Source organism: Streptomyces sp. HD (genome assembly GCF_028369295.1).
Lineage (GTDB): Bacteria > Actinomycetota > Actinomycetes > Streptomycetales > Streptomycetaceae > Streptomyces.
The window spans coordinates 89320-113084 of sequence record NZ_JAQMYP010000027.1 but is presented as its reverse complement, the minus strand read 5'-3'; the positions used below and the strand labels follow the sequence as shown (position 1 = coordinate 113084).

The 23765-nt window shown below is 70.8% G+C and carries 23 protein-coding genes; 11 read left to right on the top strand and 12 right to left on the bottom strand.

The window, feature by feature from the left end; genetic code table 11:
• Window positions 1–154 precede the first annotated feature (154 nt).
• The gene (locus tag POF73_RS25695; RefSeq protein ID WP_062723775.1) at window positions 155–916 is read right to left on the bottom strand and encodes a phosphoglyceromutase; all 762 of its coding nucleotides are present in this window, start codon (window positions 914–916) and stop codon (window positions 155–157) included.
• Between the two features lie 155 nt (window positions 917–1071).
• Here POF73_RS25695 and POF73_RS25690 point away from each other — a divergent pair, with 155 nt between their 5' ends.
• On the top strand, window positions 1072–2370 hold the full coding sequence (locus POF73_RS25690) for an MDR family MFS transporter (RefSeq protein ID WP_272119585.1): 1299 nt from the start codon (window positions 1072–1074) through the stop codon (window positions 2368–2370).
• A 35-nt stretch (window positions 2371–2405) separates the two neighbouring features.
• On the opposite strand, the gene POF73_RS25685 is transcribed toward POF73_RS25690, so the two are convergent.
• Window positions 2406–2831, bottom strand: a complete 426-nt coding sequence (locus tag POF73_RS25685; RefSeq protein WP_272119583.1) for a DUF2000 domain-containing protein — start codon at window positions 2829–2831, stop codon at window positions 2406–2408.
• 49 nt (window positions 2832–2880) lie between these two features.
• On the opposite strand from POF73_RS25685, the gene POF73_RS25680 reads away from it, so the two are divergent.
• Entirely contained in the window at window positions 2881–3687 is an 807-nt protein-coding gene (locus POF73_RS25680; protein ID WP_272119581.1) for a helix-turn-helix transcriptional regulator, read from the top strand.
• On the opposite strand, the gene POF73_RS25675 is transcribed toward POF73_RS25680, so the two are convergent.
• From POF73_RS25675 to mshA, 3 genes are all read right to left on the bottom strand, one after another.
• Window positions 3666–5372: a glycosyl hydrolase family 28-related protein gene (locus POF73_RS25675; protein WP_272119579.1), complete on the bottom strand. Its 1707-nt coding sequence runs from the start codon at window positions 5370–5372 to the stop codon at window positions 3666–3668. The genes POF73_RS25680 and POF73_RS25675 overlap by 22 nt on opposite strands.
• Window positions 5373–5485: 113 nt before the next feature.
• On the bottom strand, window positions 5486–5995 hold the full coding sequence (locus POF73_RS25670; RefSeq protein ID WP_272119577.1) for a YbjN domain-containing protein: 510 nt from the start codon (window positions 5993–5995) through the stop codon (window positions 5486–5488).
• Window positions 5988–7325: a D-inositol-3-phosphate glycosyltransferase gene (gene mshA / locus POF73_RS25665; RefSeq protein WP_272119574.1), complete on the bottom strand. Its 1338-nt coding sequence runs from the start codon at window positions 7323–7325 to the stop codon at window positions 5988–5990. Before mshA ends, POF73_RS25670 begins: the two co-directional genes overlap by 8 nt.
• 263 nt (window positions 7326–7588) lie before the next feature.
• Here mshA and POF73_RS25660 point away from each other — a divergent pair, with 263 nt between their 5' ends.
• The 3 genes from POF73_RS25660 (at window position 7589) to POF73_RS25650 (ending at window position 11280) form a co-directional block, all read left to right on the top strand.
• The gene (locus tag POF73_RS25660) at window positions 7589–8407 is read left to right on the top strand and encodes a class I SAM-dependent methyltransferase (protein ID WP_272119572.1); all 819 of its coding nucleotides are present in this window, start codon (window positions 7589–7591) and stop codon (window positions 8405–8407) included.
• Between the two features lie 179 nt (window positions 8408–8586).
• Window positions 8587–9693: a C40 family peptidase gene (locus tag POF73_RS25655; protein ID WP_272119570.1), complete on the top strand. Its 1107-nt coding sequence runs from the start codon at window positions 8587–8589 to the stop codon at window positions 9691–9693.
• Between the two features lie 282 nt (window positions 9694–9975).
• Window positions 9976–11280 carry a PP2C family protein-serine/threonine phosphatase gene (locus tag POF73_RS25650; RefSeq protein WP_272119568.1) on the top strand — a complete coding sequence of 435 codons (1305 nt, stop codon included), beginning with the start codon at window positions 9976–9978 and terminating at the stop codon, window positions 11278–11280.
• A gap of 112 nt (window positions 11281–11392) precedes the next feature.
• On the opposite strand, the gene POF73_RS25645 is transcribed toward POF73_RS25650, so the two are convergent.
• The 3 genes from POF73_RS25645 to POF73_RS25635 form a co-directional block, all read right to left on the bottom strand.
• The gene (locus tag POF73_RS25645) at window positions 11393–11725 is read right to left on the bottom strand and encodes a DUF2516 family protein (RefSeq protein ID WP_272119821.1); all 333 of its coding nucleotides are present in this window, start codon (window positions 11723–11725) and stop codon (window positions 11393–11395) included.
• Window positions 11726–11866: 141 nt separating this feature from the next.
• Window positions 11867–12556: a hypothetical protein gene (locus POF73_RS25640; RefSeq protein WP_272119566.1), complete on the bottom strand. Its 690-nt coding sequence runs from the start codon at window positions 12554–12556 to the stop codon at window positions 11867–11869.
• Between the two features lie 209 nt (window positions 12557–12765).
• Window positions 12766–13464 carry a helix-turn-helix domain-containing protein gene (locus POF73_RS25635; RefSeq protein ID WP_272119564.1) on the bottom strand — a complete coding sequence of 233 codons (699 nt, stop codon included), beginning with the start codon at window positions 13462–13464 and terminating at the stop codon, window positions 12766–12768.
• 676 nt (window positions 13465–14140) lie between these two features.
• Between POF73_RS25635 and POF73_RS25630 the strand changes: the two genes are divergently transcribed.
• Together POF73_RS25630 and POF73_RS25625 are read left to right on the top strand one after the other, a co-directional pair.
• Window positions 14141–15124, top strand: coding sequence for a hypothetical protein (locus POF73_RS25630; protein WP_272119562.1), 984 nt, complete (start codon window positions 14141–14143; stop codon window positions 15122–15124).
• A 541-nt stretch (window positions 15125–15665) separates the two neighbouring features.
• Window positions 15666–16406 (top strand): VOC family protein, encoded by a 741-nt coding sequence (locus POF73_RS25625; protein ID WP_272119560.1) that lies wholly within the window; start codon window positions 15666–15668, stop codon window positions 16404–16406.
• 180 nt (window positions 16407–16586) lie between these two features.
• On the opposite strand, the gene POF73_RS25620 is transcribed toward POF73_RS25625, so the two are convergent.
• Window positions 16587–17405: a DUF899 domain-containing protein gene (locus tag POF73_RS25620; protein ID WP_272119558.1), complete on the bottom strand. Its 819-nt coding sequence runs from the start codon at window positions 17403–17405 to the stop codon at window positions 16587–16589.
• Window positions 17406–17828: 423 nt separating this feature from the next.
• Between POF73_RS25620 and POF73_RS25615 the strand changes: the two genes are divergently transcribed.
• Window positions 17829–19082, top strand: a complete 1254-nt coding sequence (locus POF73_RS25615) for an ATP-binding protein (protein WP_272119556.1) — start codon at window positions 17829–17831, stop codon at window positions 19080–19082.
• A 184-nt stretch (window positions 19083–19266) separates the two neighbouring features.
• On the opposite strand, the gene POF73_RS25610 is transcribed toward POF73_RS25615, so the two are convergent.
• Both POF73_RS25610 and POF73_RS25605 read right to left on the bottom strand, forming a co-directional pair.
• Complete coding sequence (locus POF73_RS25610; RefSeq protein ID WP_272119554.1) at window positions 19267–20100, bottom strand: NmrA family NAD(P)-binding protein; 834 nt, start codon at window positions 20098–20100, stop codon at window positions 19267–19269.
• A complete protein-coding gene (locus POF73_RS25605; protein ID WP_272119552.1) occupies window positions 20097–20525 on the bottom strand; it encodes a nuclear transport factor 2 family protein in 429 nt (142 codons plus the stop codon). Before POF73_RS25605 ends, POF73_RS25610 begins: the two co-directional genes overlap by 4 nt.
• A 94-nt stretch (window positions 20526–20619) precedes the next feature.
• On the opposite strand from POF73_RS25605, the gene POF73_RS25600 reads away from it, so the two are divergent.
• The 3 genes from POF73_RS25600 (at window position 20620) to POF73_RS25590 (ending at window position 23204) form a co-directional block, all read left to right on the top strand.
• Window positions 20620–21210, top strand: a complete 591-nt coding sequence (locus POF73_RS25600; RefSeq protein ID WP_272119550.1) for a TetR/AcrR family transcriptional regulator — start codon at window positions 20620–20622, stop codon at window positions 21208–21210.
• A 138-nt stretch (window positions 21211–21348) separates the two neighbouring features.
• A complete protein-coding gene (locus tag POF73_RS25595) occupies window positions 21349–22263 on the top strand; it encodes an NAD-dependent epimerase/dehydratase family protein (RefSeq protein ID WP_272119548.1) in 915 nt (304 codons plus the stop codon).
• Window positions 22260–23204, top strand: coding sequence for an RNA polymerase sigma-70 factor (locus POF73_RS25590; protein ID WP_272119546.1), 945 nt, complete (start codon window positions 22260–22262; stop codon window positions 23202–23204). The genes POF73_RS25595 and POF73_RS25590 overlap by 4 nt, the downstream gene beginning before the upstream one ends.
• A 171-nt stretch (window positions 23205–23375) precedes the next feature.
• Here POF73_RS25590 and POF73_RS25585 read toward each other — a convergent pair whose 3' ends face one another.
• Entirely contained in the window at window positions 23376–23732 is a 357-nt protein-coding gene (locus tag POF73_RS25585) for a winged helix-turn-helix transcriptional regulator (RefSeq protein WP_272119544.1), read from the bottom strand.
• Window positions 23733–23765: the final 33 nt, after the last annotated feature.

The window sequence follows — 23765 nt, the reverse complement described above, 5'->3', positions numbered from 1 at the left end:
CGACGCCGCCCGCTGCCCGTCGAGCCCCCTTGCCCGTGGTGAACCGCAGGCGAGGGGGCTCGACACGTGGGCGTTGCCGCAACTTGGGCCCGGCAAACGGCAAAGAGCCTCCCACCCGCGAGAAACCGCAGGCAGGAGGCTCAAGGCGCAAGGGCTACTTCTTCTTGCCCTGGTTCTTGACCGCCTCGATGGCCGCCGCGGCCGCCTCCGGGTCCAGGTACTTGCCGCCCGGCGTGACCGGGTTGAAGTCGGCGTCGAGCTCGTAGTAGAGGGGGATGCCCGTGGGGATGTTCAGGCCCGCGATGTCGGCGTCGGAGATGCCGTCCAGGTGCTTGACCAGGGCGCGGAGGCTGTTGCCGTGGGCGGCGACCAGGACCGTGCGGCCGGTCAGGAGGTCGGGGACGATGCCGTCGTACCAGTAGGGGAGCATGCGGACGACGACGTCCTTCAGGCACTCCGTGCGGGGGCGCAGCTCCGGCGGGATCGTCGCGTAGCGCGGGTCGTCTGACTGGGAGAACTCCGTGCCGTCCTCAAGCGGGGGCGGCGGGGTGTCGTAGGAACGGCGCCACAGCATGAACTGCTCCTCGCCGAACTCGGCGAGGGTCTGGGCCTTGTCCTTGCCCTGGAGGGCACCGTAGTGGCGCTCGTTCAGGCGCCAGCTGCGGTGGACCGGGATCCAGTGGCGGTCGGCCGACTCCAGCGCCAGCTGGGCCGTGCGGATCGCCCGCTTCTGGAGGGACGTGTGGACCACGTCGGGCAGGAGGTCGGCGTCCTTCAGGAGCTCGCCACCGCGGACCGCCTCCTTCTCGCCCTTCTCGTTGAGGTTGACGTCCACCCAGCCGGTGAACAGGTTCTTCGCGTTCCACTCGCTCTCGCCGTGGCGGAGGAGGATCAGCTTGTACGGTGCGTCGGCCATGCCCCAGAGCGTAATCGACGTATTCCACCCCCAGGGGGCCCGCCCAGCAGGCGGACAGTTGACGGGATCTGTTAATTGAGTGGCTTCCCGAAGCCAGGCCTATGTAAGTTGCGGAGGCCGCTTTGGCTTCTTACATCTGTATCCGGGGGACCCCTATGCCACTCGCCGCCCTGAGGCGTGCCACCCGCGAGACCGTCTCCGGACTCCCCCGCGAGTTCTGGTGGCTGTGGACCAGCACCCTGGTCAACCGGCTCGGCGCATTCGTCGCCACCTTCATGGCCCTGTACCTCACCCTCGACCGCGGCTACTCCGCCTCCTACGCCGGTCTCGTCGCCGCGCTGCACGGCCTGGGCGGGGTCGTCTCGTCCATCGGGGGCGGCGTGATGACCGACCGGCTCGGGCGGCGGCCCACGCTGCTGATCGCGCAGGCCTCCACGGCCGCCTCCGTCGCGCTCCTCGGCTTCATGCACCACCCCGTCGCCATCGCCGCCGTCGCCTTCCTCGTGGGTGCCGCCTCCAACGCCTCCCGGCCCGCAGTGCAGGCGATGATGGCCGACATCGTCCGGCCCGAGGACCGGGTCCGCGCCTTCTCCCTCAACTACTGGGCCATCAACCTCGGGTTCGCCGTCTCCTCCATGGCCGCCGGGTTCATCGCCGAGGTCAGCTATCTCTCCGGGTTCCTGATCGAGGCCGGTATGACGGCCGTCTGCGCGGTCGTGGTGTTCGTCAAGCTGCCCGAGTCGCGGCCCGAGCGCACCGCGACGGAGAAGGCGGCCGACGAGGTCGGGCTCGGCACCGTCCTGCGCGACGGGCGTTTCATGAGCGTCGTCGGGCTGTCCTTCCTCGTCGCCCTGGTCTTCCAGCAGGGCTCGGTGGGGCTGCCGGTGGCGATGGGGGAGGCGGGGTTCTCGCCCTCCGACTACGGGCTCGCCATCGCCGTCAACGGTGTCCTGATCGTCGCCCTGCAGATCCCCGTCACCCGCTTCATCGAGCACCGCGACCCCAGGCGCCTGCTCGTCCTCTCCTCCCTCCTCGCCGGATACGGCTTCGGGCTCACCGCGTTCGCCGGGTCGGTCGGCGTCTTCGCGCTGGCCGTGTGCGTGTGGACGCTCGGCGAGATGCTGAACGCGCCCACCCAGACCGGCCTCGTCGTCCGCCTCTCCCCCGCGCACGGACGCGGCCGCTACCAGGGCATGTACACCCTGTCCTGGTCCGTCGCCGCCCTCGTCGCCCCCCTCATGTCCGGTTACGTCATCGACCACTACGGCGCCGAGTGGCTGTGGGGCCTGTGCGCGGTCGTCGGGACGGTCGCGGCGGTCGGATACGGCGCCCTGATGCACCGCCTGCCGGCCGAGGCCGAGGCGGGGTCGGAGGCATCGGCCGACGGGGGCGCATCCACCGCGGCCAAGGCCAAGGCCAAGCCCGAGGCCGAGGCCGAGGCCAGCCCCGCCTGAACAGGGGCGGCGTCCCTCACGGGTGCATCCCCGCATCACGGATGCATCCGCGCCCCCTTCATCACCTTGTCCACCGCGTTCCTCGGCCCGTACACCGCCAGCCCCACCAGATCCAGCTCCCCCGTGCCCACGGCCCGCACCGCCGCCCGGTTGTCGCGGTCGTTGCCCGTCGTGAACAGGTCGGAGGTGAACACCGCGCGCGGGAGGGAACGGGACAGCACGCGCGCGTGGGCCGTCGTCAGGGTCTCCTTCGTGCCCTCGAAGACCAGGACCGGCTGGCGGAACATCGGCAGGTAGGGGACGCCGTCCGCGTCCTCGTAGGGGGCGCCGATCACTTCAGGCAGCTGCGTGCCCAGGCCGCTGACCAGGAACGCGGTGACGTTCAGTCGCTGCCAGGTCTCCAGGTCCTCGCGCAGCAGGACGGCGATCTTCGTGTCGAAACGGATGGGTTCAGTGCTCATGGGACGAGACTGCCGACCGCTGTCCGACACCGTCTTGTACGTTCTTTGCATGGCCGCCGCTCGGAACCGCCGGGAAGTCTCCGCGTGGCGCCCCTCCGTCCCGGGCGTCACCGAGGTGTTCCACGCCCACTTCACCGAGTACGCGTATCCAATGCACGTCCACGAGGCCTGGACGCTGCTGATCGTCGACGACGGCGCCGTCCGCTACGACCTCGACCGGCATGAACACGGCACCCCGCACGACACGGTCTCCCTGCTCCCGCCGCACATCCCCCACAACGGCTCCCCCGCCACCCCGCACGGCTTCCGCAAGCGCGTCCTGTACCTGGACGGCACCCGGCTGGGCGACGATCTGATCGGCCCGGCGGTCGACTCCCCCGACCTGCGCGACCCGGTGCTCCGGCGACGCGTCGGCCGGCTGCACACCGCCCTCGCCCACCCCGGTGACGAGTTGGAGGCCGACAGCAGGCTCACCCTCATCGGCGACCGGTTGCGCACCCACCTGCGGCCGAGGACGGTCACCGACGTCCCGCGCCGCGACCCGGCCCTCGCCCGCCGGCTGCGCGAACTCCTCGACGAGCGTGTCGTACAGGGCCTCGCCCTCGACGAGGCGACCGGGCTGCTGCACGCCCATCCCGCCCATCTCGTACGGTCGTTCAGCACCGCGTACGGCATCGCCCCGCACCAGTACCTGATGTCCCGCCGCGTCGACCGCGCCCGTCGGCTGCTCCTGGAGGGCCGGTCGCCGGCCGAGGTGGCAACGGCGACCGGGTTCTACGACCAGTCCCATCTCACCCGGCACTTCCGGAAGTTGGTGGGGGTACCGCCGGGGCGCTATCGCGACAGCGCGCGCTGAGCGTCGTACAGATTGCGCGGGCGTACGGCGTCCGTGGTGCCGTACAACTCCAGGCGGGAGTGGAGGTCGCCGGGGAGGTCGGGTACGTCGATCTGGTCGAAGTCCGTGACCTCGTTCAGGCCCACGGTGGCGGAGTACGGTGCCAGGCCGTCGAGGCGGATCATGCCGGCCCGGCCGTTCGTCACCCGGACGTTCCAGTGCGTGAAGCGCGCGCCGAACAGCGGGCCCGCGCTCGCGTCGCCGCCGTGGCGGCCGTCGTTGTGCACGGTGATGTCGGTGCGGACGTTGGCGAACGGCAGGCCGCGGTGGCTGTCGAAGGTGCCCATGCGCATGTCGCCGCGTGACCAGACGTTGCGGGAGGACAGACCCTCGACGTTGATGCCGTGGAGCTGAGTGTTCGAGGGGGCCGGTGTCGTGCGGGCCTCGATCGTGAAGTCCTCGATCAGGTTGTCGTGCGAGCCCTCGCGGCAGAAGTAGGGGTGGTGGGCGCCGCGGCCCGCCACGCGCGTGTGCCGGAGCGTACAGGCGGAGGCCGCGACCAGGCCGAAGCCGTTGTCGACGTGGCGGACGGTGACGTCGTCCACCCAGCAGTCGTAGGCGCACTGGAGGACTACGCCGTTGTGGCCCTTGTCGAGGAGGTGGGGCTGTTGGGGAGTCTCCACTGCCTCCAGGGTCAGGCCCTCGACGCCAGATCCCGTCAACTCGGGGGTGTGGGTTGTGAGTTGCGGGGTCCACTCCGGGCGCAGGTCGAGCGGGAGCGGGCGTTCGAGGGTGATCTCGCGGCCGTTGATCCGGGTGATGCGGACCGGCCATTCGTAGGGGACGTATGACGTCAGCTTCGTCTTGTCGTCCCAGGTGTACGCCTCGGGTCCCGGGCCGCCGCCGCACATGTGCTCCAGGAGGGTGTGGCCCGCGTCGTCGGCGAGGCGGAGCAGGACCAGGGCGCCGGGGCGCAGCGTTGCAGGGAGCGGCGAAGTGGGCGGGACCGTCACGGTCCTGTCGCCCTGCCGGGCGGGGGCCAGCGTCGCGAGCGGGCGCCACTCGTCGCGTCGGTTGCCCGTCCAGCCCTCGAAGGGCCAGGTCTTCGCCCTGATCGCGGCGACGAGGGAGTTCCAGCGGGCCTCGGGGGCCAGCCAGAGCAGGCCGCCCGCCCAGGACCAGGCCGACTTGTCGCCGCCGTAACGGGAGCCGTAGGGGCCTATCAGGTCGGTGAGGCTGTGCGTCGCGTGGAGCTTCGTGCGGGTGCTGCCCGCGCCGCGGAGGACCACGTTCGAGTGGCCGACGCGGATCACGTCGTCGATGCGGAACGTGCCGGGCGGGATGGTCACCGTGCCACCGCCTGCCCTTCCGGCGGCGGCGATGGCACGGTTGATCGCGGGGGCGGAGTCGGTCGCGCCGTCGGGGGTGGCGCCGAAGTCGCGGACGTCCGCGATGACGCGGCGGCGGGGGAAGCGGCGCGCTCCGCTGCGACAGCCGGCTCGGCCGACGTAGGGGATCTGGGGGTGGGTGAAGGGGGCGCGGGTGAACTCGTGCCAGAGGGGCGGGACTTCGGTGCGGTGGGGCGGGACTTCGGCGGCAGCCGCGCGGGACGTGCCCGTCGTCGCGCCGAGTGCCACGGCTGTGGCTCCGCCGAGCAGGGTTCGTCTGGTGAGATGCGCGTTGCCCATGTCCGTACGCCCTTCCATGCGGCTCTTCATGGATGTGAACGACGTTCAGAAGTGCGGTGGCCGTGAGCATGCCACGGCACCTCGGGGGCGTGGAAGGGGTTGCGCGGGGTGAGTTGGTTCGGACTTTTACGTCACTCGGAAGGACGTTGGGTCAGGTGAGTGAACGCGTCCAGGTTGCGTGTCGACTCGCCGCGTGCCACCCGCCACTCGTACTCCTTGCGGATCGCGGAGGCGAAGCCGAGTTCGAGGAGGGTGTTGAAGGCGCCGTCCGCCGCCTCCAGGACCTGACCGAGGAGGCGGTCGATCTCGTCGGGGGTCACCGCGGCGAGCGGGAGTCTGGCGGTGACGTAGACGTCGCCGAGCCGGTCCACCGCGTAACTGACGCCGTACAGCTTGAGGTTGCGCTCCAGGAGCCAGCGGTGGACGCCGGGTTCGTTCTCGTCGGGGTGACGGATGACGAAGGCGTTGAGGGAGAGGGAATGGCGGCCGACGATCAGGGAGACCGTGGTCGACAGCTTGTGCGTGCCGGGGAGCTTGACGACGTAGTTGCCGGGAGCGGGGCTCTCCCACTCCAGGTCGGCGTCCTTCAGGGCTCCCTCGACGACCTGCGCCGTCTTCTGTACGTCGGGTGCGTCAGCCATGGTGGGAGCGTACGCGACGCCGGTGGGCATGAACTGCGGCGATGTAGACGTCCGCGGTGGCGGCGGCCGAGGCGTCCCAGCCGAAGGACTGGGCGTGCCGGGCGGCCGCGTCGCCCATGCGCGGGGACAGGTGCGGGTCGTCGGCGAAGGCGTGCAGCACGCGCGCGTACTCGGCCGGGTTGTGGCCCTGGACCAGGAATCCGGTGTGTCCGTCCCGGACCGCGACGGGCAGGCCGCCGACCGCTGCGGCCAGTACGGGTGTGCCGGCCGCTTGCGCCTCGATGGCCACCAGGCCGAAGGACTCGCTGTACGACGGCATGACCAGCAGTGATGCCGCCCTGAACCAGTCCGCGAGCTGCTCCTGGCCGACGGGTGGGCGGAACCGTACGACGTCCGCGATGCCCAGGCGGGCGGCGAGCTTCTGCAGGCCCTCCGGCTTGGCGAGGCCGCTGCCGCTGGGACCGCCGACGATCGGGACGAGGATGCGGGAGCGCAGCTCGGGGTGCTCGTCGAGGAGGACCGCCACGGCTCGGAGGAGGATGTCCGGGGCCTTCAGGGGCTGGATGCGGCCCGCGAAGAGGGGGATCAGGGCATCCTGGGGGAGGCCGAGGCGGGCGCGGGCCGCGGCTCGGCCGTCGGCGGGCGCGAAGCGGGTGAGGTTTACGCCGGGGTGGACCACGGCGACCTTGTCGGGGGTGGCCGCGTAGTGGCGTACGAGTTCGTCCGCCTCTTCGGCCGTGTTGGCGATCAGGCGGTCCGCCGCCGCGACGATCTGGGTCTCGCCGATCACCCGGGCCGCCGGTTCGGGGGTGTCGCCGTCCGCGAGGTTGGCGTTCTTGACCTTGGCCATGGTGTGCATCGCGTGCACCAGCGGGACGCCCCAGCGCTGGGCGGCCAGCCAGCCCACGTGGCCGGAGAGCCAGTAGTGGGAGTGGACCAGGTCGTAGTAGCCGGGGCGGTGGCCGGCCCAGGCCTGCATGACGCCGTGGGTGAAGGCGCAGAGCTGGGCGGGGAGGTCCTCCTTGGCGAGGCCCTCGTAGGGGCCCGCGTCCACGTGGCGGACCAGGACGCCGGGGGACAGCTCGACCACCGGGGGGAGGTCGGTGGCCGTTGTGCGCGTGAAGATCTCGACCTCGATGTTGATCGCGGCGAGGCGCTGTGCCAGCTCGACGATGTAGACGTTCATGCCGCCCGCGTCGCCGGTGCCGGGCTGGTGGAGGGGTGAGGTGTGCACGGAGAGCATGGCTACGCGGCGGGGGCGGCGGTGGAGCCTGAGCCGCGGGTGGGCGGCCGGGGAGCGTCGCCCGAGCCTGCTTACGTACTGGCTCACGTGGCGTTCCTCCTTGGCTGCGGGCATGCCTGGCGGAGGGTGTGGGGCCCTCCACGGGGGTGCAACAGTGGAGGGAGGGGTTCCCATTCCGGGCGGGGTGGTTTTTGCCTAGGAATTACCGGGGGTCGCTCAACTGTTCGGACGCGAGGTGCGTTGGGGTTGCGTTGGGGTGCCTGGGCTTGCATGCCTTCGGTGGCCTGCCGCCCTTCGGTGGGGGTTCGCGTTGCGCTTTGCGGTCAGAGGGTGCGCATACCCTCGTGTGTATGACAGCCCGCGCCTCCGCCCGCCCCGTGGGAACGGTTACGCGCGGGACCACCAATCCCAATCGGCTGCGCCGGATGGATCGGTGGATCGCCCATGTGCATGGGGCCGAGCTTCGGCGGGCCGTCGATCCCGTTGCCATTGATCTTGGGTACGGCGCCGCCCCTTGGACGGCCGTCGAGCTGCTCGGGCGGCTACGTTCCGTCGCGCCCCGCGCGCGTGTCGTCGGCGTGGAGATCGAACCCGCTCGGGTCGCCGCCGCGAAGCCGTATGAGCGGGAAGGGCTTGTCTTTCGGCACGGGGGGTTCGAGATTCCGGTTTCTCGGCGGCCGGTGCTTGTGCGGGCCGCGAATGTTTTGCGGCAGTACGAGGAGGGGGAGGTCGCCGGGGTCTGGGAGCGGTTGTGCGGCCGGCTGGCGCCTGCTGATCCGGGGAGTGGGTCGCGTGGAGGGCTGCTTGTCGAGGGGACCTGTGATGAGGTCGGGCGGCGGCATGTGTGGGTCGCGCTGGGGCCGGAGGGGCCTCGGACGGTGACCTTCGCCGCGCGGCTGGGGTCGTTGGGGCGGCCGTCGGATCTTGCCGAGCGGCTGCCCAAGGCTCTTATTCATCGCAATGTTCCCGGTGAGCCCGTGCATGCGTTTCTGCGTGACTTCGACCGGGCGTGGGCCGCTGCCGCGCCCTATGCGTCCTACGGCGCCCGGCAGCGCTGGATACGGGCGGTGCGGGATCTCGCGGGCGACTGGCCGGTGGCGGACGGGCCCGGACGGTGGCGGCAGGGGGAAGTGACCGTGCGGTGGGAGGCGTTGGCACCCCGGGCCTGACGCTGTGAGCTGCGGGGAACGATCTCCGCGAGTCGTTCGTCACAAAGGCGGGGAGTTCGGCGTACGACGGATGGAATGGGGGAGGGAGTCACTGCCTCTGTCGTTTTGCGCCACGGCATGGCACGATCCCCCAGGCGTCCGCATGTTACTGACGGTAAATCAGGTTTGGGGGCAGGGGTATGGGACCGGACAGGCGCACCCTCTCACTGGGCAGGCGCAGCGTCCTAGTGGCCGTGACCGTCGTCTGCGCGGTCACCGTGCTGGCGGCGCCGGGTACGGCGTTCGCGGCACCCGAGCCCAGCCCCTCACCGAGTGCGTCGCCCGCCAAGTCCCCGACTCCCGTGTCGAACAAGGACCTTGAGGCCGTCCGCGAGAAGCTGGAGAAGCTCTACCACTCCGCGGCCGTCGCCACCGACGAGTACAACGCCGCCGAGGAGGCGGCCGACAAGCAGTCCGCCCAGATCGTCGCGCTGGCGAAGAAGATCGTCCAAGGGCAGGAGCGGCTGGCCGAGTTGAAGAAGCGGGCCGGCGCCGCGGCCGCCGCCCAGTACCGCTCGGGCGGGCTGTCCGACGAGACCAAGCTGATGCTCAGCGACGATCCGCAGGAGTTCCTCGAAGGCGCCGGCCGGGTGCTGCAGGGTGAGCGCGCGACCAAGGGGCTGCTGGGCGAAATGACCCGCACCCAGCAGGACTTGGAGCAGTACGCCAAGGACGCCTCCGCCCAGTGGCAGAAGCTGGAGGCGGGCCGCAAGACGAAGGCTGCCGCCCAGAAGAAGATCGAGAAGCAGATCAAGGCGGCCGAACAGCTCGAATCCCGGCTGGAGAAGGAAGAGAAGGAGCGCCTCGCCGAGCTGGAGAAGGAGGCCGCCCACAAGGCGCAGACCGCCTGGCTGGACTCCGGCATCCTGGACGACATCAAGGGCAAGGCGTCCGAAGAGGGACGCAAGGCCGTCGAGTACGCCACGGAGCAGTTGGGCAAACCGTATGAATGGGGCGCCGAAGGGCCCAAGACATACGACTGCTCAGGGCTGACGTCACAGGCCTGGGCCAGCGCCGGGCAGGGGATTCCGCGGACCTCGCAGGAGCAGTGGAAGCAGCTGAAGCGCATCGACGTCGAGGACATGCGCCCCGGCGATCTCATCATCTACAACGCCGACGCCAGTCATGTGGCCATGTACATCGGCGACGGCGCCATCATCCACGCCCCGCGCCCCGGGCGGACGGTGACCGTCGCGGGGGCCGGGTCGATGCCGATCCTCGGGGTGGTTCGGCCCGATGCGGGGTGATTCAGGGGGGCTTGTGATGGGCGAATGGTGACTCGCGCCACGTGACCCACCCCACGCCTCATCCCTGTGCAAACCCGGCGTGGACGTGACGTTCGTCATCCCGACCCCTCGGCCACCCTGTCCAACTGCGGTAGGGAACGCGGCATATGACAGCGGCTGGTGTCCAGGCGGCGTGCCTCACACCATTCCGTTGCGGCGCCGACTACCGCTATGGTCCCCGTCGGTGGATCGAGGTCCCTCGTTGCCACCACGCCCTCAGGGGGAGGGAAGGAACTCAAGACGATGCCCCTACCCATACCGCGGCAGAGAGCCATCCCGGCCGTGGAGAGTGGTCAGGCGCCGGCCGCGTCCCCAGGCGGCACCTCCAAGGAAGAGGCTCCGCGTAAGGACGAGACGGTCGAGAACACCACCCACACCAACCTGACGCTGCTGCTGATCGAGGACGATCCCGGCGGATCCGCGCTCGTGCCCGAGATGCTCGACTCGACCGGCAAGCCGATCCGCGTGCGCACCGCCCGCAACCTCACCGAGGCCGAGCGGCTGCTCACCGACGACGTCCACTGCATCCTGCTGGACCTGGCACTGCCGGCGGCCGGCCGAACCGGTGACGAGGACGAGCTCGGCGTGCTCAAGCACGTCCTGGAGCTCGCGCCCCGGCACGCCGTCCTGGCCCTCACCGCCTCCGGCGACGCCGAGCGCGGCGCCGAGGCCGTGCGCGTCGGCGCGCAGGACTACCTCTTCCGGGACGAACTGGACGCACGGCTGCTGAGCCGTGCGATCCGCTACGCCGTGGAGAGGAAACGTTCCGACACGGCCGAGCGGCGCCTTGCCGAGGGCCGGATGCGGGCCCAGGAGAACCGGCGTCTGGAGCGCGGGCTGCTGCCCACGCCCCTGCTGGAGGGCTCGTCGCTGCGGTTCGCCGCGCGGTATCGGCCGGGGCGCTCGCGTGCGCTGCTGGGCGGAGACTTCTACGACGTCGTCCGTACGGCCGACGGCACCGTGCACGCCATGATCGGTGACGTCTGTGGGCATGGGCCCGATGAGGCGGCCCTCGGCGTGGAGCTGCGGATCGCCTGGCGGGCGCTGACCCTGGCCGGGCTGTGCGGGGACGAGCTGCTGGGGACGCTGCAGAAGGTCCTTGAGCACGAGCGTGCCGACGACGAGATCTTCGCGACCCTGTGCACGGTGGACATCGCACCGGACGGCCGACGGGCCGGGCTGTGCCTGGCGGGGCATCCGTCGCCGCTGCTCGCCCGGGCCGGGCGGCCGGCGCAGCTGCTGCCGTACGACAACAACGGTCCCGCACTCGGTCTGCTGCCCGGCGCACGCTGGCCTCGTATGGAGGTGAAGCTGGGGGCGGAGTGGAGCCTGATGCTCTACACCGACGGCTTGATCGAGGGGCGTGTCGGCGAGGGGCGGCGGGAGCGGCTCGGGCAGGACGGCATGGTGGAGATGGTCCGCCGCCAGCTCTCCGAGGGGTTGAGCGGGGAGGCGCTGCTGCGGGCCGCTGTCAATGAGGTGCGGGACCTCAATGGTGGTGAGCTGACGGACGACGTGGCCGTGCTGCTGCTCGACCGTGGGGCATGAGGCGGGGACTCGCCGTTGGAGGTTCCTGCCTGTATGCCGTCTGCGGGTGCGTTGTGGCTGGTCGCGCAGTTCCCCGCGCCCCTTGAGGGGCGCTGCCGTGCAGCGGCACTGATCAGCGGCCGCCGTTCCACGGGCCGTACGGGCCGTCGCTGCTGGAGCCTCTCCGGCTGCGGCCGCCGCCCGGGAGGCTCTTGATCGCGGGGCGGACGTCGACCATGTACACGATCGTCGCGATGAGGCCGATGATCGGCAGGAACGACAGGATGTTGAAGATCAGGTTCACCACGAAGGCGATGCCGAGGATGATCATCCAGAACGGCTTGGTCTGCTTGTCGGCCGCTCGGTAGGCGTCCTCCCGGCGCATGGCCGCGTCGATCAGCGCGAAGCCGCTGAAAAGGATCAGGGCCATGCTCAGCAGCCACATGAACCCCGCGAAGCCCTGCATCAGCACAACGTCCACCACCCGATTCGGCTCGTACCTACGCGGTCACCGTACCCGCAACCTCAGGACCGCTACCCGAACAACGGGCCGAGCACTCCGTAAGTGCCCGGCCCGTGTCGAACAGCCCCGTTTCACCCGTACGTGCTACTTGGCGGGCGGCGTCGTCTTCTTGGCGGTGGTCTTGCGGGCCGTGGTCTTCTTGGCGGTGGTCTTCTTCGCCGGAGCCTCGGCGGCGGGCTTGGCCTCGGCGGACTGCGGCCCGGCCTTGTCCTCCTTGACCTCGACCGGCTCGGCCTTGGGCTCGACGGCCACGGCCAGCTCCTCGATCTCCTCGGCCGCCTCGCCGCGCCAGGTCCTCACGGCCTGCTCGCCGTGCTCGGCGACCTTCTCGTAGGTCTCGCGGGCCTTCACGGCGTACTCGGCGGCGACGCCGACACCGCGCAGCGCGATGTCCTGGGCGGTCTCGCCGAGCTTCTTCAGGTCGGCGTCGAGGCTGCTGCCGAACTTCTTGAAGTCCGCGTCGAGGCTGCTGCCGAGCTTCTTGATGTCGGCGTCCAGGCTGGTGATGAACTCGTTGACCTTGGTCTGGATGCTCTCCTGGGCCTCCTTGGCCTTGGCACCGGCCTCCTTGGCACGGGCCGTGGCCTTCTCCTGGACGGCCTTCGGGTCGGTGCCGCGAACGGCCTCGATACGAGCCGGCGCCTCGGCGCGCAGCTGCTCCACCAGACCGGGCACCTTCTTGGCCTGCTGGTAGGCGAGGTCGGCCGTACCGGCGGCGAAGTAGAGCGGGGTCGGGTCGCTGAGGGTCTTACGCAGGTCGTCGGCGATGGCCATGGTGATGGTCCTCCCGGGTTGCTTTCAGGTGAGGGTTTTGGATCCCGCGGTCGGCCGGACGGGTACCCGAACAACGCCGGACGAGTGCCGTGCGGCTGCTCGCCGATGCGCGCCGGTCGGTGCCGGTGCGTGCCGTGCATGCCATTCGAGCCATGCGTGCCGTGCGTCCGTTGTGCGGTGGCACTGGGCGCGCGTACGGCGGTGCATCGTCAGCCGGCCGACTGCTGTGGGCTGGTCGGGTTCTCCGGGTCGGCGTCGCTGCCGTCGGACGTACCGGTCGTGCGGGTCTTGCGGGTCTTGCTCGTGTTGCCGGTCTTGCTGGTCTTGCTCGTCTTGCTGGTGGTGCGGGTGCGGCGCGTGGCGGACTTGCGGCCGCCGTCGGCCGCGCCGTTCGTGCCGTCCGCGCCATCCGTGCGGGCTGTACGGGTCGTGCGGCCGCGGCGTACGGCGGTGTCGCCGCCCTGGGCGTCCACCGCTCCGTCGCGGTGGTCATCGCTGTCCCGGGTGCCCGGTTCCGAGCCGAGGGTCTCGGCCGGCACGACTGCCTCGGGGGGTATCCCGAACCCGTTCTCCTTGCGGAAGGATTCGTAGATCTGGAGCAGCACCTGCTTCTGCCGCTCGTTCAGCGTGGGATCGGCGAGGATGACGGCGCGCGTCTCCACCTCGTCCCGGTCCCGCTCGGCGTCGAGGATGCCGGCGCGCACGTACAGCGTCTCGGCGGAGATCCGCAGCGCCTTGGCGACCTGCTGCAACACCTCCGCGCTCGGCTTGCGCAGCCCGCGCTCGATCTGACTCAGATACGGATTGGACACCCCGGCGGCATCGGCGAGTTGCCGCAGTGACAGCTGCGCGTTGCGCCGCTGCTCACGCAGATAGTCGCCGAGATTGCCGACGTTGAGCGATGCCATGCCTCTACCTTGCCGCACCCTCGCTAACTATTGCAAGCACCCGCTTGCAAAAGTGCGCCACGCCACGACCGCACGGCCGCCCCGTAAACGACTTCAACGCCGCCTGCTTGCTCGCCCGCGAGCACGGGCCTGCTCCAGAGACCGAGCGGACGTGTGGGAAACGTTCGCCCAAAACGTTTCCCACACGTGCCCTACTTGCCCGCACTCCCGATCAGGCACGTGACCTGCATGCCTACCTTTCGACCCCCAGACAAGTCTCGCGGTGGCCGGAAACTGACCACTCGCGAGAGTGGTTGAGCCGGTGAGCCGTTTTTCGCAATTGAGGCAGGGGAGCCTGCACCGGTCCTGACCGTCTCCCATGAGCCAGTCCTCCCTCTTGCGTCCAGGAGGCCTCCTGCGCTCCATCCCATCCGGCGTCTGCGGCCGACCACGGCCTCAAGGTCCAGGTGAGGTGGGCCTCGCTTTCTCTGCACCAACATGCTGCCCCCACCCGCGGGGCCCCGCCCTGGTGGCGGGCTCGGCGCCGCGAGCACGGGCGTCCGGGCCGGACCAGCGGTTTCCGGCACCGCACGACAACATCACCGACCCCAGGAGAGAGATCATGACGCCTCAGCATGCGACACCAATCCCTGACATCCCGGGCGGCACGAGATTTGCCCGTCCGGTCGTCTCAGCAGTGGCAACCATCGCGATGGCCGGTGCACTGCTGGTGCCCCTGGGGCAGTCAGCGGCGTACGCCGCTGACTGTGCCAAGACCTACACCACTCCTGGCACGTACAGCTGCACCATCCCGCAGGGCGTCACCGAGGTCACCGTCAACCTCGTCGGCGCCGGTGGCGGTGGCGGCGGGGCCGGAGGCTGGGGGCAGGCCGGCGCCAATGGTTCCTCCGCCATCGGGGGAGGCGCCGGCGGGGCCGGCGGCGGGGGCGGCAGCGGAGGCTATGTGTACAGCTGCGTGATCGATGTGTCCAGCAACAAGTCGCTGACCGTCATGGTAGGTGCCGGTGGCTCAGGCGGCGGCGGAGGCCAGAACGGTGTCCGGGGCGGCAAAGGCGGAGCGTCGGCGCCACGCGTCGGCGGCATGACCAGGATCAAAACCCCTGACGGCACCGAGTTGGCCACCGCATACGGAGGCGGCATCGGTGCCGGCGGCGGAGGCGGCGCCCCCGGCGTCGGCGATCAGACCGGTACAGGAGGGGGCGCAGGCGGCGGCAGCAGCCCCGGCAGCCCTGGCACGGAAGGTGTGGCGGGCAAGGGCGGCGAAGGGTACAGCGGCGGCGGTCACGGCGGCACCGGACAGAGCTCCAGCGACGGTGTTACCCACGGCGGCGCCCGCGGAGATGGTCTGGGCGTCGACGTATACGGGGCTAATTGCAGGGGCAAGAGCGGCAGCGGGACCCCGGGCAATCGAGGCGGCGACGGTGCTGGGTACAGCGGCGTCAACCCAGGCGGCGCCGGTGTCAGCCCTGGCAACTCCTACGCTCCGCCCATCCCCGCGCAGTGCAGCGGCTTTGGAGGCGGTGGGGGCGGCGGAGGCGCCGGCGGCGCCGGCGGCAAGGGCGCCTCCGGCGGCACCGACGGCCAAAGGGCTGGCGGGGGAAGCGCCTTCGGCGGCGCGGGCGGATCCGGCGGCAACGGCTGCGCCCTGCTGTCCTGGTGAACACAAGGCCGACCTGCTGAGCGCAACACCGCTTCCTCCAGCAGATCACCGATTCGCATGCCCGATCCGGACCGTGAGGGGGTGCCCGTACAGGCGCCCCCTCACCCGCGCGGGTAGGTAGTACCTGGGTTCTTCTCCGGCGCGACGGCTTCGCCGGGTATCGCCCTCTCACGTCAACTCGACGCCATCGCCACCCTTCTCGACAACCGTCTCCAGGCGGTGAGCATCCGCAGACAAGACGGACGGCCGGCCATCACCATTCACGCGCTCGACAGCCCGCCGCCGGAGGCTGCCACCAGCGCGGCCTTGATCGCACTGGCTTCCCAAACCCTCACCGCTCCCCAGGCCGCCAAGACCATGAACGAGCCAGCGTCATCCACTCACTGCGGGCCACTGCACTGAGCGAGTACGCCTCCAGGCTCGCCACCTACAGTGACGAGGATCTCCTCGCCAATTGAAACGCTCACCCGCCAACTCAAGCACTCATCCGCCAACTCAAGCGCTCAGTCACACCACGTCGCGGGTGCCTAGGATCGTCGGCATGGCGCTGCGACCCGTGCATGTGATCATCAAGGCCCTCGATGCCGCGGCGGTCGGCCGGTTCTGGGCGGAGGCGCTCGGCTGGAGTGCCCACAGCCCCGGCGTGACCACCTACGTCGGGCCCGCCGGCGGGCTCGTCTGGCCGGATCCGGTCGTCATCGGCATCGATGTCGTTCCTGTCCCGGAACCCAGGACAACGGCCAAGAACCGTATGCATCTCGACCTCGCCACCACCTCCGCGACCCATCAGGCGGAGTTGGTCGCACGTCTGGAGGCCCTCGGTGCGACGCCCGCCGACGTGGGCCAGGGCGACGTACCGTGGACGGTCCTCGCCGACCCCGAGGGGAACGAGTTCTGCGTGCTGGAGCCTCGGGAGATCTACCGGGACACCGGGCCGGTCGCCGCGGTGGTGGTCGACTGTGCGGATCCGCGGGCCATGGCGCGGTTCTGGGGCGAGGCGCTGGACTGGGCCCTGCACGAGGTGGCCGACGAACACGCGTCGTTGCGCTCCGCCAAAGGGGTCGGCCCGTATCTGGAGTTCCTCCGCACGCCCGGTGCGGAGACCGTGCCGGACCGCGTCCACCTTGACCTGCTGCCGTACCCCGGTGACGACAAGGCGGCGGAGGTGGCCCGGCTGCGGGCCCTCGGCGCCACCGACCTCGACGTCGGCCAGGGCGACGTCCCGTGGACGTGCCTGGCCGACCCGGAGGGCCACGAGTTCTGCGTCCTCGCCCCGTCCTGACGCGGGTCCTCGACGACACCCCGGCACCCCGACGCCCCAACACCCCGACGGCTGAACGCATGCGCCTCGACCGGCGCCCAAACACCTTGTGCCGACGGCGACGGCGACGGCGACAGCGACAGCGACAGCGACAGCGACAGCGAAGGCGAAGGCGAAGGCGCGTCAGTGGCGTCGTCGGCGTCAGTGGTGGTTGCCGTGTCGGCCGAGGGTCTGTACGGGGGTGGCGCCGGGGCGGGTCCACTGGGGGACGGGGCGACTGGTCGGGCCCCAGGCGGCGTTGGCGTCCGCGTCCGAGCGCCAGTACCAGCAGATCGGTGCGCCGTGCCCACCGACCGGGGCGCCGGCCTCAGGGGCCTCGGGCCAGCCCTCGGGGTCGTCCTCCCACGCCTCGCGGCGGCCGTAGGGCGTCATGTCGAGCAGGCCGAGGGAGCCGTTGGCGCACTCGTTGCCGCGGCCGGTCGTGGAGTAGGTGAGGAAGACGCGGTCGCCGTCGCGCAGGTAGCAGGTGAGGTAGCCCATGTCGCCGCCGGCCGGTCCGTCCACGCCGCGCACCGAGTACCAGGGCTGGGTGTAGCCCATGAACTCGACATAGGAGGCCACCTCGTTCCAGGCGCCCGTGGTCAGGATGGCGAACGAGACGCCGCGGGCGTTGAGGTAGACGGCGTCCTTCAGGTGCCAGGCCGTGGTGGTGCAGCCCTCGCACTGGCCCTGGTGCGGGGCGCCGTCGTACCACATGTGCTTGTAGACCACGAGCTCGTCGCGGCCCTGGAACAGGTCCAGGAACGGAACCGGGCCGTCGGGTCCGACGACCTCGACCGTCCCGTCGAACTCCACCATCGGCAACCGGCGGCGGGCCGCGGCGATGGCGTCGCCCTCCCGGGTGTGGGCCTTCTCCCGGACCAGCAGCTCGTCACGGGCTGCCTGCCAGGTGGCCAGGTCTACGACGGGCGGGCGGCCGGGCAGCGCGGCGGCGTTGGGCTCGTCGGGCGTGGGCGTCATGGCTTCCTCCGTGGTGTGCTTTGTGGGCGGCGTCTTGTACGTCGTGTCGGGCAGCGCGCTGACGACGTCCCGTGACGTCCTTCAACTTCGTACGACGTCCCACGACGTCCTACAGCGGTCCATCACTACAGACTCGCGCCCCCGCCCGAACTCATCGGCCGACTCGCTGTGAGGGCGCCTGCCGCATGCCGGAATCGGCGGCCTCAGGGGCGTCCGGAACGGGGGCGTACACGGCCTCGGCGGGGCATCGGGGGCCGCTTCGGGTGTGGTGCGTGCTCGTTGGTCGGCCATCCCCCGGCAGGGCCTCAACCGCCCGTCCACGGGCTCAGCGAAACGGCCCTGACCTGGCGTTTTCCTGAATTCTTTCTAGGCTGGGGAGATCTGCCGGACGCCATGGGAGGGGTCTTCGTGAGTGGGGATGGCATGGAGTACGACGCTGCCCGGATCGAGGTGCTGGAGGGGCGGGAGGCCGTTCGCAAGCGGCCCGGGATGTGGGTCGGCTCGGTCACGGAACGCGGCCTGCATCAGCTGGTGTTCGAGGTCGTGGGCCGGGCGGTGAACGAGGTGTCGGCCACGGGTGCCGGTCGCGCGGGAGCCGGTCGCGTCGACGTCACACTCATGTCCGACGGCGGTGTGCGGGTCGCCGACGACGGGCCGGGGGCCGCCTTCGAGGCCCCGGCCGCCGGGGACGTCGGCAGCCCGGGTCTCGAAGCGCTGCTGACCAGCATGTGCGCCGGGTCCGAGCCCAGTGGCCAGCACCTCGTAGGCGTGGGCCATTTCGGTGTGGGGCTCTTCGTGGCCAACGCGCTGTCGAGCTGGCTGACGGCGGAGGTGCGGCGCGAGGGGGTCCGGCGGACGCAGGAGTACGCGCGCGGTGTCGCTCTCGCCCCGCCCGCTCTCATCCCGACCGCCCTCACCCCGCCCGCTCTCACCCCGACCGCTCTCACCCCGCCCTCCGCCACGGGGCCCGCGACCGGCAGTGGGACCACTCTCGCCTTCTGGCCCGATGCCGGGATCTTCGAGACGACGTCGTGCTCGTTCGCCGTGCTGGCAGAGCGTTTCCGGCAGGTGGCCTTCCTCAACCGGGGGCTGGAGATCTCGCTGACGGACGAACGCCCGGCGGGAGGGGCCCGGGTGGTGCGGTTCCGGTTCCCGGACGGGGTACGGGACTTCGTGTCCGCCCTCGACGCGGAGGCGGGGGCGTCCCTCCATCCGGACGTCATCGGCTTCGAGCGGGAGGACCCGCGGATGGCGGGGACGATGGAGGTGGCCTTCCTGTGGAGCGGTACCCGCTGGAACGGTTCCCGCGAGGAGCGGGTGCGCGGCTTCGCCAACAGCCGGGCCACGCCCCAGGGCGGCACGCACGTGGACGGCTTCCGCGACGGGGTGGCGGCCGCGGTCACCTCGTACGCGCGCAAGCGGGGGCTGCTGACGGCGGTGGAGGTGGGTCCCGGTCCCGTGGCCGACCGGATCGGCGAGGGTCTGACGGCGGTCGTGTCGGTGAAGCTGGACCGTCCCGAGTTCCTCGGCGCCACCATCGGCCTGCTGGGCAACCCCGAGGTGCGCGCCTGCGTCGGGGAGGCCGTACGGGAATGTCTCGACGGCTGGTTCGAGGAGCACCCGGAGCGGGCCGCCGAGATCGTCGACCGGATCGCCCGGGGCACCACCCAGGACTGAACAGCGGCGGTGAGCAGCGGCAATGAACAGCGGCAATGAACAGCGGCGGGCGACCCGGCCTTCCAGCAGGAGCCTTCACCGGCGTCCGAAAGGCCCCACCCGCACCGAACCGCACCACCACCCGCACCGCACCACCCCCGCACCGCCTCTCACCCGCACCGCCTCTCACCCGCACCGCACCTCCTCACACGCGACCCGACGGCCGTCCGGTCACCTGCTCCACATGAGTACGGAAGCTGCGCGGCGGGCGGCCCGTGACGCGGAGGACGGTGTCGGTGGTGCGGTCCTCGGCTCCTTCGGCGATGGATCTGTCCATGCCCGCGAGCATGGCCGCGAACTCGGGAGGCATCGACCGGGCGAGCTGATCGCGGAGCTGTTCGTACGTCAACTGCCGGTGCGTGACGGTGCGGTCGGTCACCTCGCCGAGGATGGTCGCGACGTCGGTGTGGCTGAGCGCCTCCGGGCCGGTGATGACCAGATCGGTGTTGGGGGCGTGGACGTCGGTGAGCGCGTGCGTGGCCACGGCCGCGATGTCGTCGGCGTCGACGAAGGCCACGCGCCCCGCGCCCGCCGCCGTCCGGATCGTCCCCTCCTCGCGGATGCTCCGGGCGTGCAGATGGTCGCCGGTGAAGTTCTGCATGAACCAGGACGGCCGTAGTACCGCCCACTCGTCGAACAGGGCGGGCAGCGCCTGGTGCACCTGGCCCACGGCCGGGCCTCCGGCGGGGATCGCCGAGGAACTGAGCAGTACGGCTCGGCGCACTCCGCAGGCCCGGGCCCGCTCCAGGAAGGGAAGCATGATGTCGGCCGGGGTCGCGGAGGCCAGGGGCGGGACGAGGTAGACGTGATCCGCGCCGGTCAGGGCCTGTTCATGGGTCGAGCGGTCGAACCAGTCGAAGCGGACGTCGAGTCGGGCCGCCTTGACCCGGTGCCCTCGGGCGGCGACGCCCCGGGCCACCCGGCTGCCGGTGGTGCCGGTGGCCCCGAGGACCAGGACGGTGACGGGCGGCATGGTCATCGGTCCCCCCGCGTGAAGCCGGCGGCGCCGCTCTGGGGAATGCCGAGCGGGTTCCAGTAGTCGCGGTAGTGCGTGATACGGCCGTCCGCGACCGAGACAACGGCGACGTAGGTCATGTCGAAGGGGTCACCGCTGGGGACCAGCCGCCCGACCCCGCGCATCTCGACCACGATCGTCTCCGGGTCGAGGGTCTGGTGGATCTTCAGGTCGGGGAAGTCGTGAAGGTCGATGTGGTCGGGGTAGTCGCGCATGTAGTCGAACACGGCGGCCTTGCCCTCCAGCCGCCGCGGCCACCCCTCGGGAGCGAACGGGAACTCGAAGACACCGTCCTCGTCCCACAGGTCGACCCAGGCGGGGATGTCCTTGTCGAGCAGCAACTGCAGGCCGTGGCGGTACAGGTCAGCCGGTTGCGCGAGCGTGGGCATGCGGGCTCCTTCCGATACGATACGGACCACGGGTCCGCTTAACGCTTCGCCACGATACGGACCCCGGGTCCGTTTATGCAACCGGAGGAACACCGTGCCCGAACGCAAGCCCCGCGCGGACGCCGTACGCAACCGTGAGGCGGTTCTCGCGGCCGCCGACCGGCTCTTCGCGAGCTGCGACCGGCCCGAGCAGGTGACCATGGCCGACATCGCGGTCGCGGCCGGCGTCGGCAAAGCGACCCTCTTCCGCGGCTTCACCGATCGCACCGGACTGATCCGCGCGCTCTACGAAGCCCGGCTCGAACCCATTCGCCAGGCCATCACGGACGGCCCGCGCCCGCTCGGACCGGACACCCCGCCGATGGAACGCGCCCTCGCACTGCTCGACGCGGTCCTGTGCTTCAAGCTCGACCACCGGCACCTCTCCCTGGCACTGGAAGCGGCGGGCACCGACAGCCCCTACAGCGCGGAGCACTACGACTGGTGGCACGGCACACTCCGCCGCGTACTGGAGCGGCTCCCCGGCTTCGACGGCGGCGACTTCGCGGCACACGCCCTGCTCGCCGCCGTCCGTGCCGACCTCGTCGACCACCTGGTCGACCGAGAGCACATGCCCCGCGAGCGGCTGCGAGCCGACCTGGCCGCCTTCGTGACGCGGGTCCTGACCACCGCACCATCCCCGTGACCGACCGCCACACCGCCCCCGTGACCGACCGCCACACCCGCCGGTGACCGACCGCCACACCACCCTCATGTCACAACCGCCCGCCCTGTCTCGTCCCAGGTTTCAGAGACAGACTTCGGCATCGGGAAGGTGAGGGACATGCGGGTGTTCGTGGCAGGAGGGACCGGGGCTCTGGGCAGGCGGCTGGTGCCGCAGCTCGTGGCGCGGGGGCATCAGGTGACGGCCACCACGACGAGCGCGGCCAAGCTGGGGCTGCTGGAGGAGCTGGGCGCACAGGGCGTGGTGATGAACGGGCTGGACGGGATGTCGGTCGGTGAGGCCGTGGCCGCGGCGCGGCCGGACGCGATCGTGCATGAGATGACCGCGATCTCCGGCAAGGCCGACATGCGGCACCCGGACCGGTCCTTCGCCACCACCAACCGGCTGCGCATCGAGGGGACGGACCATCTGCTGGCCGCCGCCGAGGCAACCGGGGTATCCCACGTCGTCGTGCAGAGCTTCGCGCAGAGCTACGGGCCCGGCACCGGGCTGCTGACCGAGGAGGACCCGATCGACCCGGGCACGGGCACGATGGCGCAGCGGATCTCGGCGGGTGTCCTGCACATCCAGGACGTGGTGACCAAGGCCGGCGGCACGGTCCTGCGCTACGGCGGCTTCTACGGGCCGGGCGCCAGTGACGACGTGGTCGAGTTCGTGCGCAAGCGGAAGTTCCCGCTCGTGGGGGACGGCAGCGGCTGGAACTCGTGGGTGCACCTCGACGATGCGGCGAGCGCCACCGTCCTCGTCGTGGAACAGCAGGCGAGGGGCGTGTTCAATATCGTCGACGACGAGCCCGCGCAGGTCCGCGACTGGCTGCCGTATCTGGCCGCGGCCGCGGGGGCGAAACGGCCGATGCGGGTTCCCAGGTGGCTGGCCAAGCTGCTGGCCGGGGAGTTCGCGGTGACCCTGATGACCGAGGGCCGCGGCTTCTCCAACGCCAGGGCCAGGCGGGAACTCGGCTGGGAGCTGCGCTACCCGTCGTGGCGCCAGGGTTTCAAGGAGGAACTGACGTGACCCGAACAGAAGAAGGCGTCTCCCGGACCCAGGAGTTCGAGGAGCTACGGCCGATGCTGTTCGCGATCGCCTACCGCATCCTCGGCAGCGTCAGTGAGGCCGAGGACGCCGTCCAGGAGAGCTGGCTGCGCTACGAGACCTCCCCGACCCGGCCCGCCTCGCCCAAGGCGTTCCTCTCGGCCGTGGTGACCCGGATCTCGATCGACGTGCTGCGCTCGGCCCGCGTCCGACGGGAGACGTACGTCGGGCAGTGGCTGCCCGAGCCGCTGCTCAGCGACCCGTACGAGGACCCGGCGCGCTCGGCGGAGCTGGCCGACTCGGTGTCGATGGCGGCCCTGCTGCTGCTCGAACGGCTCAGCCCGCTGGAGCGCGCGGTCTTCGTGCTGCGCGAGGTGTTCGGGTTCGGCTTCCCCGAGGTCGCGTCGGCGGTGGACCGCTCGGAGGCGGCGTGCCGTCAGCTCGCGGTACGGGCGCGACGGCACATGGCCGCCGGGCGCCCCCGTTTCGAGGCGGACCGGCGGGAACGGGAGGAGCTGGCGGCACGGTTCTTCGACGCGCTGCGGGAGGGCGACGTCGACGGGCTGCGGGCGCTGCTCTCCGCCGACGTCCAGCTGGTCGGCGACGGCGGCGGCAAGGCACCGCAGCTGGCCAGGAGCATCTTCGGCGCCGACAACGTGGCCCGGGTGCTGGCCTCGAACTTCCCCTTGCTGATGCGGATCGACGTGACGATGGAGCCGCACGAGGTCAACGGCCAGCCGGGCGCCGTACTCCGCGACCGGGACGGCAAGGTGGTCAACGCCTTGGCCCTCGATGTCCTCGACGGCCGTATCCAGATGGTCCGCTCGGTGCAGAACCCCGACAAGCTGGGCCATGTGGGCCCGGTCGCGGACCCCTGGGCGGTCGCCCGCGAGGTGAAGGAGGCCCGCCGGCCCAGGACTTGAGCACCACCGGCACACCCGGGGGCCCACGAGTACCCACTTATTTGTGGGTACTTGGCACCGGCCGCCAAACGTCCGAACCTGGATGCGGGTGATCGACAAGGCACCCGCACCGCATCAGTACACACACCCCATCAGTACACACACCCCATCGGACGGAGGTGACCACCCGGATCAGGCCGACCGGCTCTCGCCCTCGCTCTCGGCCATCCTCTCCAGACGTCGATGCCCCCACTCCGACAGCGGAGCCACGGCCTCGGCCAGGTCGCGGCCGAAGTCGGTCAGGGAGTAGACGGTCTTCAGCGGCAGGACGTCGTACACCTTCCGGTGCACCAGCCCGTCCGCCTCCATCTCACGCAACGCCTGCGTCAGCACCTTCTCGCTGAGGCCCGGCAGCCGACGGCGCAGTTCCGCCGGACGGCCGGGGCCGTCCTCCAGCAGCCACAGCAGCGACGTCTTCCACTTGCCGTCGATCACGGCGATCGCGGCGGTCACCCCGCACACGTTCGGGTCATGGCGTCGATGCGACATTTCCCCACCCCTTTTGTCATCAATTATCGCCAC